Raw genomic sequence first — 12,887 nt, forward strand, 5'->3', positions numbered from 1 at the left:
CCGATTGGTATTGCAATGGCTGACGCGCGGCGCGCACCCCTGAAGGACCAGACCGACATTACCGGCGCACGCGTGCTGATCGTCGAGGCGCGGTTTTATGACGACATCCAGGATGCGCTGCTGGAAGGCGCGCTTGCCGAGATCAAGGCCGCAGGCGCCAGCCATGACGTGATCACGGTGCCGGGCGCGCTGGAGATTCCGGCGGCGATCGCGATCGCGATCGATGCGGCTGAAACGAACGGCAAGCCCTATGACGCGGCGATCGCGCTCGGCTGCGTGGTGCGCGGCGACACCATCCATTTCGAAATCGTCTCGCAGGAGTCCTCGCGCGGATTGATGGATTTGGCCGTCAGCCGGAAATTCCCGCTCGGCAACGGCATCCTCACCGTCAACACCGAGGCGCAGGCCTGGGCGCGGGCGCGCGCCAGCGAACTCAACAAGGGCGGCGACGCGGCGCGTGCGGCGCTGGCGATGCTGCGGATCAAACGCCGCCTGGCAAAGGCTTGACCATGGCTGACAACAAGAAGCCCGCGAAAGCCCCCGACAGAAAAGCCAACCGACGCGGCGCGGCACGGCTCGCGGCGGTGCAGGCGCTCTATCAGATGGACATCGGCGGCGCCGGCATCAACGACATCTTCGCCGAGTTCGAGAGCCACTGGCTCGGCAACGAGGTCGAGGGCGAGAAATACCTGCCGGCGGAAGCCGCGTTTTTCCGCGACGTGGTCTCCGGCGTGGTGCGCGACCAGGCCAAGCTCGATCCGCTGATCGACGAGGCGCTGTCGAAGGGCTGGCCGCTGAAGCGGATCGACGCCATCCTGCGCGCGGTGCTGCGGGCAGGCTCCTACGAGCTCGAGCATCGCAAGGATGTGCCGGGCCGGGTGGTGGTCTCCGAATATGTCGACGTCGCGCACGCCTTCGTCGAAAAGGACGAAACCGGCATGGTCAACGCCGTGCTCGACCAGATCGCGCGCCAGTTCCGCGGCGACGAGTTTGTGCGGAGCTGAGTGGAGACATATGATCGCTTGACCGTCACCCTGAGGAGGCCGCGCAGCGGCCGTCTCGAAGGGCGACGGCCCGGCTGGGGCCGTGCATCCTTCGAGGCTCGCTCCGCTCGCACCTCAGGATGACGGGGCTGCTATCGTGACGCAGAGCGACAAACCGATATCCGGCGAAGACTCCCTGATCGCGCGCTATTTCAAGCCGCTCGCGACCGATCCGGGTGCGTTCGGGCTCGACGATGACGCCGCCGCGCTGAGGGCAGGCGGCGAGGACATCGTGGTCACCACGGACGCCATCGTCGAGGGCGTGCACTTCCTTCCCGATGATCCGCCCGACACGCTCGCGCGCAAGGCGCTGCGGGTGAACCTCTCCGACATCGCCGCCAAGGGCGCGGTGCCGGCGGGCTTCGTGCTGACGCTGGCGCTGCGCGGCGCCGAGGAGGCCTGGCTGAACTCGTTTGCCCGGGCGCTCGGCGAGGACGCCGCGCATTTCGGCTGCCCGCTGCTCGGCGGCGACACGGTCTCGACGCCGGGGCCGCTGATGATCTCGATCACCGCGTTCGGCCGGGTGCCGCAGGGCACGATGGTGCATCGCGCGGGGGCTCAGGCGGGCGACCGTGTGTTCGTCACCGGCACGATCGGAGACGCCGCGCTCGGTCTCGATGTGCTCCGGGGTGGCCCGGTCGCCGCGGCGCTGGCGGACGATGTCGTCGGGCTGGATTTTCTTGCCGCCCGTTACCGTGTTCCGCAGCCGCGTAACGCCTTGGCCAGGGCCGTCCGCGCCCACGCCAGCGCTGCGATGGATGTGTCCGACGGTCTTGCCGGCGATCTGGCCAAGCTTTGTGCAGCCAGTGGAGTGGCGGCCGTGATCAATGTGCCGAGTGTGCCGTTGTCGTCTGCAGCCGCAGGGTTGCTCGCGCGCAAGGCGATCGACATCGAGACCTTGGTGACGGGCGGTGATGATTACGAGCTGTTGTGCGCGGTCCCGAGCGATCATGTCGACGCGTTTCTGCGGGACGCACGGCAGGCCAAGGTCGCGGTAACCGCAATCGGCGGCCTGATCGCGGGCTTGTCGCCACCAAGCTTCCTTGACGGGCAGGGTCGGGAACTGAAGTTGAAGCGGCTGTCCTACAGCCATTTCTAGAGCGGTTTCGAGCGAAGCGGGCACCGGTTCGCGTTAAGAAAACGCGTCGGAACGGAAGCAGCGCTGGACTTCCCGCGCCTGATCGCGCCGATTTTCCTTCTAAATAGCTGCCGATATCGGCGTTTTCGGCCACAGGTGGCGTTGCACACCGGTAACGATTTTGGCAAGGTCGCGCCCGATTTGAGGCAATCCGTTTTTGGGGAGGATTGTCCTCGCAAAATAAGCGCCTGCCGCCCCCTAGCGGCACAAGAAGGCGCGGGGGTTACATCAAGGATCTGAGGCAACATGACAGCTTTATGGTTGATTGTGCTCTGCGGGGCGCTTTCCATCGTCTACGCGATCTGGGCGACGCAGTCGGTCTTGAACGCGGATGCGGGTAATCCGCGCATGCAGGAAATCGCGGCCGCGGTGCGCGAGGGCGCACAGGCCTATCTGCGGCGGCAGTACACCACGATCGGCATGGTCGGTATCGTGATCTTCGTGGTGCTGGCCTACTTCCTGGGCCTGCCGGTGGCGATCGGCTTTGCGATCGGCGCCATCCTGTCGGGGGCTGCCGGCTTCATCGGCATGAACGTCTCGGTGCGCGCCAACGTCCGCACCGCGCAGGCGGCAACCACCTCGCTCGCCGGCGGCCTCGAGCTCGCCTTCAAGGCGGGCGCGATCACCGGCATGCTGGTTGCCGGTCTCGCGCTGCTCGGCGTCACCATCTACTTCATGGTGCTGGTCAAGTTCATGGGTCTGGAAGCGGGCAGCCGCACCGTGGTCGACGCCATGGTGGCGCTCGGCTTCGGCGCCTCGCTGATCTCGATCTTCGCCCGTCTTGGCGGCGGCATCTTCACCAAGGGTGCGGACGTCGGCGGCGACCTCGTCGGCAAGGTCGAGGCCGGCATCCCCGAGGACGATCCGCGTAACCCGGCCACCATCGCCGACAACGTCGGCGACAATGTCGGCGACTGCGCCGGCATGGCGGCGGACCTGTTCGAGACCTATGCGGTGACCGCGGTCGCCACCATGGTGCTCGCGGCGATCTTCTTCGCCAAGACGCCGATCCTGGTGAACATGATGACGCTGCCGCTCGCGATCGGCGGCATCTGCATCATCACCTCGATCATCGGCACCTTCTTCGTCAAGCTCGGTGCGAGCCAGTCCATCATGGGCGCCCTCTACAAGGGCCTGATCGCCACCGGCATCCTGTCGCTGGTCGGCGTCGCGCTCGTGATCAATTGGCTGGTCGGCTTCGGCAAGCTCGACGGCGTCGACTATACCGGCATGGCGCTGTTCTGGTGCGGCGTGGTCGGTCTCGTCGTCACCGGCCTGATCATCTGGATCACCGAATACTACACCGGCACCGACTACCGCCCGGTGAAGTCGATCGCCTCGGCCTCGGTCACCGGTCACGGCACCAACGTGATCCAGGGTCTCGCGGTCTCGATGGAAGCGACCGCGCTGCCCGCGATCGTGATCATCGCCGGCATCCTGGTCACCTACAGCCTGGCCGGCCTGTTCGGCATCGCGATCGCGACCGCCACCATGCTGGCGCTGGCCGGCATGATCGTCGCGCTCGACGCCTTCGGCCCGGTCACCGACAACGCCGGCGGCATCGCCGAGATGGCGGGGCTGCCCAAGGAAGTGCGCAAGTCGACCGACGCGCTCGACGCGGTCGGCAACACCACCAAGGCGGTGACCAAGGGCTACGCGATCGGCTCCGCCGGTCTCGGTGCGCTGGTGCTGTTTGCGGCCTATAACCAGGACCTCAAATTCTTCATCAGCGACGCCAACGCCCATGCCTACTTCAAGGGCGTCAACCCGGACTTCTCCCTGAACAATCCTTACGTCGTGGTCGGCCTGCTGTTCGGTGGCCTTTTGCCGTATCTGTTCGGTGCGATGGGCATGACCGCGGTCGGTCGCGCCGCCGGTGCGATCGTCGAGGAGGTGCGCCGTCAGTTCCGCGAGAAGCCCGGCATCATGCAGGGCACCGACAAGCCGGACTACGGCAAAGCGGTCGACCTGCTGACCCGGGCGGCGATCAAGGAGATGATCATCCCGTCGCTGCTGCCGGTGCTGTCGCCGATCGTGGTCTACTTCCTGATCTACGCCATCGCGGGCGGTGGCGCTGCGGGCAAGTCGGCGGCATTCTCCGCGGTCGGCGCCATGCTGCTCGGCGTCATCGTCACCGGCCTGTTCGTCGCGATCTCGATGACCTCGGGCGGCGGCGCATGGGACAACGCCAAGAAGTACATCGAGGACGGCCACTACGGCGGCAAGGGCTCTGACGCCCACAAGTCCGCGGTAACCGGCGATACCGTCGGCGATCCCTACAAGGACACGGCGGGCCCGGCGGTGAACCCGATGATCAAGATCACCAACATCGTGGCGCTGCTGCTACTGGCGATCCTGGCGCACTGAGCGGCGGACACAACTGAAGCGAAGCCCCGCGGTGAAAGCCGCGGGGTTTTATTTTGAAGACGCGAACAACACGGAGATCAATCGATGTCGCTCTCATCCGCACGGAACTACGCGCTCCGCGCTTCCAAATCACAGGATCAGAAGGAGGCCATCGAGCTGCTGTCGAAGGCGATCCTGGAATTGGCGATGTCGATTGAAGCAACCGACGCCAAGGTCAAGAAGATCAACAAGTCGTCGTAGCATGAGGCGCAATATGCTCAGGAATGCTTGTGACGGCGGCCGCTACTTGACCTCCATCTGCAAGCCTTCCTTCTCGATGATCGCCGCGAACTTCTTCGTCTCGGCATTGACGAAATCGGAGAATTGCTGGGGCGTGCCGTAGTCGGCGCGCGCGCCCATGCCGGCGATGTTCTTCTTGACGTCGTCGCGTTCCAGCATCGCCTTGACCTGACGGTTCAGCTCGTCGAGCACCGGGGCAGGCGCGGTCTTCGGCAGGAACACGCCGAACCAGGACGAGACGTCGAACTTTGCCAGTTCCGGCGCGCCCTCGCGCATCGTCGGCAGGTTCGGCGCGGAATCGCTGCGCTCCGGCGTGGTGACACAGAGGCCGTTGAGCTTGCCGTCCTGCACCTGCGGCAGCGACGGATAGAGATTGTCGAACAGGATCTGGATGTCGCCGGCGAGCCCGGCCTGCAGTGCGGGACCGGCGCCGCGGAACGGCACGTGCGTCATCTTCAGCCCGGTGAGTTGCAGGAACCAGGCGCCGGTGAGGTGAGGGCTCTGCCCGGTGCCGGACGAGCCGTAGGTGAGCTTGTCGGGGTTCTTCTTCAGGAAGGCGATCAATTCCGGGATCGACTTGAGGCCGGTCGATGGATGCGCCGATACGATGTTCGGAATCCGGATCATGTTGGAGACCGGCTGCAACTGGTCGGCCTTGTAAGTCAGGTTGCGGAAGATGCTGTAGGCGATCGCGTTGGGGCCGGGATTGCCGATCAGGATGGTGTGGCCGTCGCCCTTGGCGCGTGCGACCTCGGATGTGCCGATGGTGCCGCCGGCGCCGGAGCGATTCTCCACCACCACCGACTGGCCCCAGAGCGGCTGCAAATGCGCGGCCAGCAACCGTCCCATCACGTCGGTCGAGCCGCCGGCCGCCGCCGGCACGATGATGCGGACGGTCTCGGCTGGCCGCCAGTCGCCGGCGCCGAGGCTCGCGCGCGGCAGGATCGACGCGGCCGTCAATGCGGCCGTGCCCGACAATACCGTACGACGGGAAAATCTCTTGGCTCTCATGCGTTTACCCCCTGCTCAGGCTCTTGTTTGCGAGCAAACTAGGGGACCGCTTGCCCCTGGGGCAAGCGACAACTTGGCGCAGCGGCCGGACTCCAGTTTGACGCGTTTTCCCACGCGAACCGGAGTCCACTTCGCTCTAATTGAAGCTCAGCAGCTTGAAGAGCGGTGTCAGGTAGGACATTTCCTGGCCCGACGTCGGTGTGGACCGGCTGACGAAGTCGAAGATCTTGCCGTCCTTCAGGCCGTAATTGGCGAGCCGGCGCACCTGCCGGTTCTTGTCGAAATAGACCGCGATCACGCGCTGGTCGATCACCCGCTGATTCATGAAGGCGACCGGGCGGGAGGTCCGTTGCGAGATGTAATAAAACACCTCGCCGTCCAGCGTTGCGACCGTCGAAGGCGTGCCGAGCACGATCAGCACCTGGTCCTGGCTCGCGCCGATCGGGATTTGCTCGAGCGCCCCTTCGGGCAGGATGTAGCCCTTCTGGAATTGTTCACCGGCGCAGCCGCCGAGCGCGGCGCAGACGAGGCCAATCGCCGCGACGGCGCGGAGACGCGAAAAGAACCCGCGCGCGGAAGCGGCGCGAGACTGTCTTAAAAGAGTGTGGTTCATCGGCGGAACTGATCCGTCCCCTTGCATCGGCCGAGGCATTGACGTACCGGGCAGCTCAATGGATTGCAATCATGCCGAGCTCCAACGGGCGAACCCTCAACAGGTGTCCTTTTGGGGACCGGCAGCCGGAACCCGTCATGCTTTGGCCGTTCAATCACTTCAGAAGACCCCGGGTGCCCGCGCGCAGCACCATTGAGACCATCTATGGCATGATCGTGACGCAGGCGCGAGAACCGTTGTTTTACCGTGACTTGGGCGTTCCGGACACGGTTAACGGCCGTTTTGACCTGCTTCTGATGCACCTGTGGCTGGTGCTGCGGCGACTGAAATCCGTCGAGGGTGGCGTGGGGCTGTCCCAAGCCCTGTTCGATCATTTCTGCATCGATATGGACGACAATCTGCGCGAAATGGGCGTCGGCGACCTCACCGTCCCGAAGCGCATGCAGGCGTTCGGTGAAGCCTTCTACGGCCGCACCGCAGCGTATGATCTGGCGCTGACCGACAGCGAGGCGGCTTTGGCCGAGTCGTTCTGCAAGAACATCCTCAACGGTCAGAACATCGACAAGGCCCGCGAACTCGCCGCCTACGCCACGGAGGCGATCGAAGAGCTGGCGCGCGCCGATCTCGCGGCGTTGGCCAAGGGCGCGTGGCGCTTTCCGGCACCACGGGCCGTGGGGACGGCGGCATGAGCGGGGGCACCACAGGGCAGCCCGATGCACGGCGCGATCGCGACCCCTGGCGGGTCCTCGTCAATGTCGCGCAGATCCCGGAGACCGGCCTGCATCGCGAGATCGCGGCCGACGAAGCGGCGCGCACGGCGATGGCCGAAGTTGCCGAGTTGCGGGAAGTCGTCTCCGCGCATGCGGAGTTCGACCTGCAGCCCAAGCGCGACGGCAGCTACCACGTCACCGGCAGAGTTCAGGCCAGGGTCGGGCAGACCTGCGTGGTGACGCTCGATCCGATCGAGAATGAGATCGATGAGCCGATCGATGTGGTGTTCGCGCCGCCCGAGCAGATCCCGCAAATGGCCGACCTGGTCGACGACGCCGACGACAGCGATGAGGAAACGCCGGACCCGCCGGAGCCGATCGTCGGCGGCTTCATCGACATCGGCCGGCTCGCCACCGATGCGCTGTTTCTCGGCATAGACCCGTATCCGCGCAAGGTGGATGCGGTCTTTGAACAGAAGGCTGAAGCGCCTGACCCGGAAAATCATCCTTTCGCGGCCCTGAAGGCGCTGAAGGAAAAGCCGGACGGCAAGAAGCCCAAGGGGAGTTGAGGGCAGCCGGCGCCACATTTGCGGGGGATGGCTTGCCTGCAAGCTTGCGCGAGCGGCGTTCCCAGTTACTTCAAATATCTGTCACAATACATTGAAATACAATGTATTTCTGGTATGTTCCGATGTGTTGCGTGACGGTTCGACAGCTGCCGCATTTGCGGTCAAGAGGTTGTGTCGGATCGAGGACACGCTATTGTCGCGGCCCGGCCGGGACGCGAGTTGGTGTTTCGCCGCGCGCCGTTGACGGCGGTGACTTCAAGCTCGCGGTCTTCGTCTGAAGGCTGCGGGAAAGCAGGCTTCCGGGACGTTCATGCCTCAAAAGGTTCGAATAGCGCTTGACGCCATGGGGGGCGACGTCGGCGCTTCCGTCGTCATTCCCGGCGCCGCAATCTCGTTAAGCCGTCATCCCGACAGCGAATTCCTGCTGGTCGGGGACCGGGCCCAGATCGAGCCGGAGCTCGCCAAGCATCCGGCGCTGAAGGCGGTATCGAAAGTGATCCATACCGACGTCGCCGTGAAGAACGATGAGAAGCCGAGCCAGGCGCTGCGGCGGACCCGCAGGGCGTCCTCGATGTGGCTCGCCATCGACGCCGTGAAGCATGGCGAGGCCGACGTTGCGGTCTCCGCCGGCAACAGCGGTGCGCTGATGGCAATGGGCAGCCTCAATCTGCGGACGCTGCCCGGTGTCGACCGCCCGGCGCTTGCGGCGGTGTGGCCGACGCTGCGCGGTGACTCTGTCGTGCTCGACCTCGGCGCCACGATCGGCGGCGACGCCCGCCATCTGGCGACGCTGGCGGTGATGGGCAGCGCCATGGCGAGCGTGCTGTTCAACCTCGAACGGCCGACCGTCGGCCTGCTCAATATCGGGTCCGAGGAGATCAAGGGGCACGGGGAAATCCGCGAGGCGGCCGAAATGCTGCGCGCGATGAACTCGACCCAGTTCAACTATATCGGCTTCGTCGAGGGCGACGCGATCGGCAAGGGCCTCGCCGACGTCATCGTGTCGGAAGGTTTCAGCGGCAACATCGCGCTGAAGGCCGCTGAGGGAACCGCGCGCCAGATGTTCACGCTGCTGCGCGAGGCCATGTCATCGAGCTGGCTGGCGCGGATCGGCTATTTGCTGGCCCGCGGCGCGTTCCAGAAGCTGCGCGACAAGCTCGATCCCAACAAGTCGAATGGCGGCCTGCTGCTCGGCCTGAAGGGCGTGGTGGTCAAGAGCCATGGCGGCACCAACGCGGAAGGCTTTGCCTATGCGGTGGATGTTGGCTATGAGATGGCCCACTTCGATCTCCTCACCAAGATCAATCAGATGCTCAATCGCGACGGCAGCGCCCTGGTGCAGGCGCAGACCGCGCAGGAGGCTGTCTCGTGACTGCTATACGTTCGGTAGTGCTCGGCTGCGGCTCATATTTGCCGGAGCGGGTTTTGACCAACGCCGAACTGGCCAGCCGGATCGACACGTCGGATGACTGGATCGTGCAGCGCACCGGCATCAGCGAGCGCCACATCGCGGCGGACGACGAATTCACCTCGCATCTGGCGATCAGGGCGGCGCAGGCCGCGCTCGCCCATGCGCAAGTCGATGCGCAGTCGATCGACCTGATCGTGCTCGCGACCTCGACGCCCGACAACACCTTTCCCGCCACCGCGGTCGCCGTCCAGCACGGGCTCGGCATCAACCATGGCGTCGCCTTCGACCTGCAGGCGGTCTGTTCCGGCTTCGTCTTCGCGCTGGCCACCGCCGATAATTTCCTGCGCGCCGGCACCCACAAGCGGGCGCTGGTCATCGGTGCCGAAACCTTCTCGCGCATCCTCGACTGGAACGACCGCGGCACCTGCGTGCTGTTCGGCGACGGCGCCGGCGCGGTGGTGCTGGAGGCGCAGCAGCAGTCCGGCACCACCGGCGACCGCGGCGTGTTGACGACGCATCTGCGCTCCGACGGCCGCCACAAGGCGAAGCTGTTCGTCGATGGCGGGCCCGGCTCGACCAAGACGGTCGGGTATCTCCGGATGGAGGGCCGCGAGGTGTTCAAGCACGCCGTCGGCATGATCACCGACGTGATCGTCGACGCCTTCAACGCCACCGGCTTTACCGCCGAGGACATCACCTGGTTCATCCCGCACCAGGCCAACAAGCGAATCATCGATGCGTCGGCGCACAAGCTTCATATTGCGCCGCAGAAGGTGGTCCTGACGGTCGACAAGCACGGCAACACGTCGGCGGCCTCGATCCCGCTCGCGCTGTCGGTCGCCGTCAAGGACGGGCGCGTCAAGAAGGGTGATCTGGTGCTGTTCGAGGCGATGGGCGGCGGGTTCACCTGGGGCTCGGCGCTCGTGCGCTGGTAGCGCATCGCCAAAGAGTATCGACAGGTTGCTGGTATCTTTCCTGCACACGGATGCTTGTCGCTGTTGACCATTGCGCGCTAAGCTTTTAATTTCAGTCAAGAAATTGTTCGCCGAGAGTGCGGGGCAGGCGATGACCACGGGAACCGGAAAAACAGTTACGCGCGTCGATTTGTGTGAGGCGGTCTACCAAAAGGTGGGTCTGTCGCGCACGGAATCGTCGGCATTTGTCGAGTTGGTGCTGAAGGAGATCACCGATTGCCTGGAAAAGGGCGAGACGGTGAAGCTGTCCTCATTCGGCTCCTTCATGGTACGCAAGAAGGGCCAGCGTATCGGGCGTAATCCCAAGACCGGCACCGAGGTGCCGATCTCGCCGCGGCGGGTGATGGTGTTCAAGCCGTCGGCGATCCTGAAGCAGCGGATCAATGGCCATGTCGTCACCAATGGCGACGGCAGCAAGGCCGATTAGAGCGTTTTCAAGCGAAGTGGATACCCGGTTCGCGTGAAGAAAGCGCGGCAAAACTAGAATCCGGAGCCCCGTTCCGATTCGATCGGAACGCAAGGGGCTCTGGGCATTGAGCTCAAAGGAGCGGGCATTTGGACAAGGCGCCGGATGCGTTCCGTACCATCAGCGAGGTCGCTGATGAACTCGATATTCCCCAGCATGTGCTGAGATTCTGGGAAACGCGCTTCGCGCAGATCAAGCCGATGAAGCGCAGCGGCGGACGCCGCTATTACCGCCCCGACGACGTCGACCTGCTCAAGGGCATCCGCCGGCTGCTGTATGGCGAGGGCTACACCATCCGCGGCGTGCAGCGGATCCTGAAGGAGCACGGCATCAAGTCGGTGCAGGGCATCGCCGACCAGACCGCGGCGGTCTCGTTCGGCGCGGTCGAGGAGGCCGTCGGCAACAGCATGGCCGAGGCCGACGACCTCGAGAACAGCGACGGGCTCGATTTCGACGGCGAGGAGGGCGACGGCGACGAGAAGGGAATCGACTACCGATTCGTCGATCCCGACGAGGATCCGATCCTGTCGACCTACAAGGCGCACGCCCAGCCGGGCAAGGCGCCCGCCGCGCCGCCGGTTCGCCCCTCCGTTCCGTCAGCGGATCGGGAGCGGCTCGAACGCGTGCTGCAGGAGCTGGTCGCCTGCCGGCAGATGATCGACGCGGCGATGAAGGACGGCTGAGGCAAGGACGCCTGCTAAGGGAACCGGCCTCGGAATACAGTCTTTGAGAGCCGCCCCGCCTTGCGCGAACGCAGGATCGCAGCTAATGGAACGGCATCGGAGCGTGGCGCAGCCCGGTTAGCGCACTAGTCTGGGAGACTAGGGGTCGGAGGTTCAAATCCTCTCGCTCCGACCATTTTCTCAAAATTTGTTCGGTGAAGGTTTGAAGCGGACGCGGATCGCTCGCCGCCGGCTTACGATTGGCTGCCGATGCTGTTCGTCAGCCAACACGCTGCCGTCATTATTGAGCAAACGCTCGTTGAAGAGGCAGCACCAAGCCGATCGCATCGGCAGCTGTGGTGTCGATGAACAAGCGTTCATGGAACGTCACTGATTTCAGGCGGTTGGTTGCGGGGCGCATTTTGGAGGACAAAATGAACCGCGCAATCATCGTCCTTTCCGCGGCATGCCTGATGGCTTCCACCCCTGTTGCTTTTGCACAGGGTGTTTCGAGCAAATCACCTGGACACGAGATGCAAAAGAAGGGCTCCAAGAAGGGCAGTCCCGGCGCTTCGGGCTATGCACCCGGGCACGAGATGCAGGCACGAGGATCGAAAGCCGGGAGCCCAGCGGCCTCTGGCTATGCGCCTGGTCAGACAACGGGGGCGGGCACCGGGATGACCGGAGGCAGCTCGACCAGGTCCAGATAGTTACACCGCAAGGTTGGTTTCTCGGGGTCCCGGCCGTCAGCGCCGGGGCTCCTTTTCCATAGCCGTTCACGGATCGACCGCGGCTTGGCCCGTTTCATGCATTCCATTGAGGGGCAAATGGGGGGCCAAAGTGATTGCTGAACACTTCCTGGTCTGGGCTGCGCTGCTGAGCGTTCTGGCCTTCCTGGCGTTCCAGTCGCCGGGGCGCGGACACCGATAAGTTTCCGCATCGTGAGCTTCGCAAGGTGAGCGGCGCGACCGTGCCGGTTGCCAGTCGTCCCGTCCGCTGAAGAGCCGTCGCCTCAGGCCTCGGCCTCCATTGCAACAATCAGGCAGGCCTTTTCCAGGCGGTTGGTGAGCATCGAAAGCTTGGCCGTGAACTCGGCCAGCTCAGGCTCGCTGAACTCCTCGAAGACGGTTTTCTTGAACGCCTTGTGCTGTTCGGCGAGGCCCGCGAGATGCCTTTTGGTCTTGTCGGTCAGCGACAGGCGGACCACGCGCGCATCGGCCGGGGAGGGCGCGCGCCGCAGCAGCTCCTTCTGCTCGAGCAGCTTGGACTGCGTGGTCACGAACGACGGATCGACGTGCAGCAGCTTCGACACCACGTTGATCGGCACGCCGTCATCCTTGTCGAGATCCGAGACCGCGATGAGAATCATCCATTGCGGACCGCTGACGCCAAGCGACTTGCCCCAGAACTGACGGACGCGCTCCAGATGGGAGTTGATGGCCGAAATCTCGAGCGTGAAGCGCTTGATGATGTCGAGATGTTCGATGGCGCGCTGGCGCGTCGTATCCTTCCTTGTCACTGACACAGCTTCCTCTTCCCTCAGGCGCCGACTCAGCTTTGTGCTGATTTATTTCTTGTTTTCTGCGCGGCATACGTTTTTTCCCGTAAGCCGCCAACGAACGCAAGTGAACGTAAAGTAATTAT

The 12,887-nt window shown here is 64.3% G+C and carries 15 protein-coding genes and 1 tRNA gene; 12 read left to right on the forward strand and 4 right to left on the reverse strand.

Annotation, left to right across the window (positions count from 1 at the left end; all coding sequences use genetic code 11):
- Positions 1 to 15 precede the first annotated feature (15 nt).
- The 5 genes from ribH (at position 16) to E2I15_RS38640 (ending at position 4,788) form a co-directional block, all read left to right on the forward strand.
- Positions 16 to 507: a 6,7-dimethyl-8-ribityllumazine synthase gene (gene ribH, locus E2I15_RS05160; protein ID WP_016844995.1), complete on the forward strand. Its 492-nt coding sequence runs from the start codon at positions 16 to 18 to the stop codon at positions 505 to 507.
- Positions 508 to 509: 2 nt separating this feature from the next.
- Positions 510 to 1,004: a transcription antitermination factor NusB gene (nusB, locus tag E2I15_RS05165; RefSeq protein WP_038385411.1), complete on the forward strand. Its 495-nt coding sequence runs from the start codon at positions 510 to 512 to the stop codon at positions 1,002 to 1,004.
- 136 nt (positions 1,005 to 1,140) lie between these two features.
- The gene (gene thiL / locus E2I15_RS05170; RefSeq protein WP_137477759.1) at positions 1,141 to 2,142 is read left to right on the forward strand and encodes a thiamine-phosphate kinase; all 1,002 of its coding nucleotides are present in this window, start codon (positions 1,141 to 1,143) and stop codon (positions 2,140 to 2,142) included.
- Positions 2,143 to 2,427: 285 nt separating this feature from the next.
- Positions 2,428 to 4,548, forward strand: coding sequence for a sodium-translocating pyrophosphatase (locus tag E2I15_RS05175; protein ID WP_028333872.1), 2,121 nt, complete (start codon positions 2,428 to 2,430; stop codon positions 4,546 to 4,548).
- 84 nt (positions 4,549 to 4,632) lie between these two features.
- Complete coding sequence (locus tag E2I15_RS38640; protein WP_016844991.1) at positions 4,633 to 4,788, forward strand: hypothetical protein; 156 nt, start codon at positions 4,633 to 4,635, stop codon at positions 4,786 to 4,788.
- 42 nt (positions 4,789 to 4,830) lie between these two features.
- Here the strand turns inward: E2I15_RS38640 and E2I15_RS05180 are convergent, their stop codons facing one another.
- Together E2I15_RS05180 and E2I15_RS05185 are read right to left on the reverse strand one after the other, a co-directional pair.
- Positions 4,831 to 5,838: a Bug family tripartite tricarboxylate transporter substrate binding protein gene (locus E2I15_RS05180; RefSeq protein WP_137477760.1), complete on the reverse strand. Its 1,008-nt coding sequence runs from the start codon at positions 5,836 to 5,838 to the stop codon at positions 4,831 to 4,833.
- Between the two features lie 136 nt (positions 5,839 to 5,974).
- The gene (locus E2I15_RS05185; RefSeq protein ID WP_137477761.1) at positions 5,975 to 6,451 is read right to left on the reverse strand and encodes an outer membrane protein assembly factor BamE; all 477 of its coding nucleotides are present in this window, start codon (positions 6,449 to 6,451) and stop codon (positions 5,975 to 5,977) included.
- Between the two features lie 137 nt (positions 6,452 to 6,588).
- Between E2I15_RS05185 and E2I15_RS05190 the strand changes: the two genes are divergently transcribed.
- The 7 genes from E2I15_RS05190 (at position 6,589) to E2I15_RS05220 (ending at position 11,439) form a co-directional block, all read left to right on the forward strand.
- Positions 6,589 to 7,140, forward strand: coding sequence for a ubiquinol-cytochrome C chaperone family protein (locus E2I15_RS05190; RefSeq protein WP_137477762.1), 552 nt, complete (start codon positions 6,589 to 6,591; stop codon positions 7,138 to 7,140).
- Positions 7,137 to 7,730: a YceD family protein gene (locus tag E2I15_RS05195; protein ID WP_137477909.1), complete on the forward strand. Its 594-nt coding sequence runs from the start codon at positions 7,137 to 7,139 to the stop codon at positions 7,728 to 7,730. The genes E2I15_RS05190 and E2I15_RS05195 overlap by 4 nt, the downstream gene beginning before the upstream one ends.
- A gap of 310 nt (positions 7,731 to 8,040) precedes the next feature.
- Positions 8,041 to 9,102 carry a phosphate acyltransferase PlsX gene (gene plsX, locus E2I15_RS05200; RefSeq protein ID WP_137477763.1) on the forward strand — a complete coding sequence of 354 codons (1,062 nt, stop codon included), beginning with the start codon at positions 8,041 to 8,043 and terminating at the stop codon, positions 9,100 to 9,102.
- Positions 9,099 to 10,076: a beta-ketoacyl-ACP synthase III gene (locus E2I15_RS05205; protein WP_137477764.1), complete on the forward strand. Its 978-nt coding sequence runs from the start codon at positions 9,099 to 9,101 to the stop codon at positions 10,074 to 10,076. The genes plsX and E2I15_RS05205 overlap by 4 nt, the downstream gene beginning before the upstream one ends.
- A gap of 130 nt (positions 10,077 to 10,206) precedes the next feature.
- Positions 10,207 to 10,542 carry an integration host factor subunit alpha gene (locus E2I15_RS05210; RefSeq protein WP_035631661.1) on the forward strand — a complete coding sequence of 112 codons (336 nt, stop codon included), beginning with the start codon at positions 10,207 to 10,209 and terminating at the stop codon, positions 10,540 to 10,542.
- A 128-nt stretch (positions 10,543 to 10,670) separates the two neighbouring features.
- Positions 10,671 to 11,264 (forward strand): MerR family transcriptional regulator, encoded by a 594-nt coding sequence (locus E2I15_RS05215; RefSeq protein ID WP_137477765.1) that lies wholly within the window; start codon positions 10,671 to 10,673, stop codon positions 11,262 to 11,264.
- A 97-nt stretch (positions 11,265 to 11,361) separates the two neighbouring features.
- Positions 11,362 to 11,439: transfer RNA gene (locus E2I15_RS05220), tRNA-Pro, on the forward strand.
- Between the two features lie 105 nt (positions 11,440 to 11,544).
- Here the strand turns inward: E2I15_RS05220 and E2I15_RS05225 are convergent.
- Together E2I15_RS05225 and E2I15_RS05230 are read right to left on the reverse strand one after the other, a co-directional pair.
- Positions 11,545 to 11,694, reverse strand: coding sequence for a hypothetical protein (locus E2I15_RS05225; RefSeq protein WP_155262222.1), 150 nt, complete (start codon positions 11,692 to 11,694; stop codon positions 11,545 to 11,547).
- 561 nt (positions 11,695 to 12,255) lie between these two features.
- The gene (locus tag E2I15_RS05230; RefSeq protein WP_170991440.1) at positions 12,256 to 12,768 is read right to left on the reverse strand and encodes a MarR family winged helix-turn-helix transcriptional regulator; all 513 of its coding nucleotides are present in this window, start codon (positions 12,766 to 12,768) and stop codon (positions 12,256 to 12,258) included.
- Positions 12,769 to 12,887: the final 119 nt, after the last annotated feature.

It is taken from the genome of Bradyrhizobium sp. BR2003 (assembly GCF_009720285.1).
Lineage (GTDB): Bacteria > Pseudomonadota > Alphaproteobacteria > Rhizobiales > Xanthobacteraceae > Bradyrhizobium > Bradyrhizobium elkanii.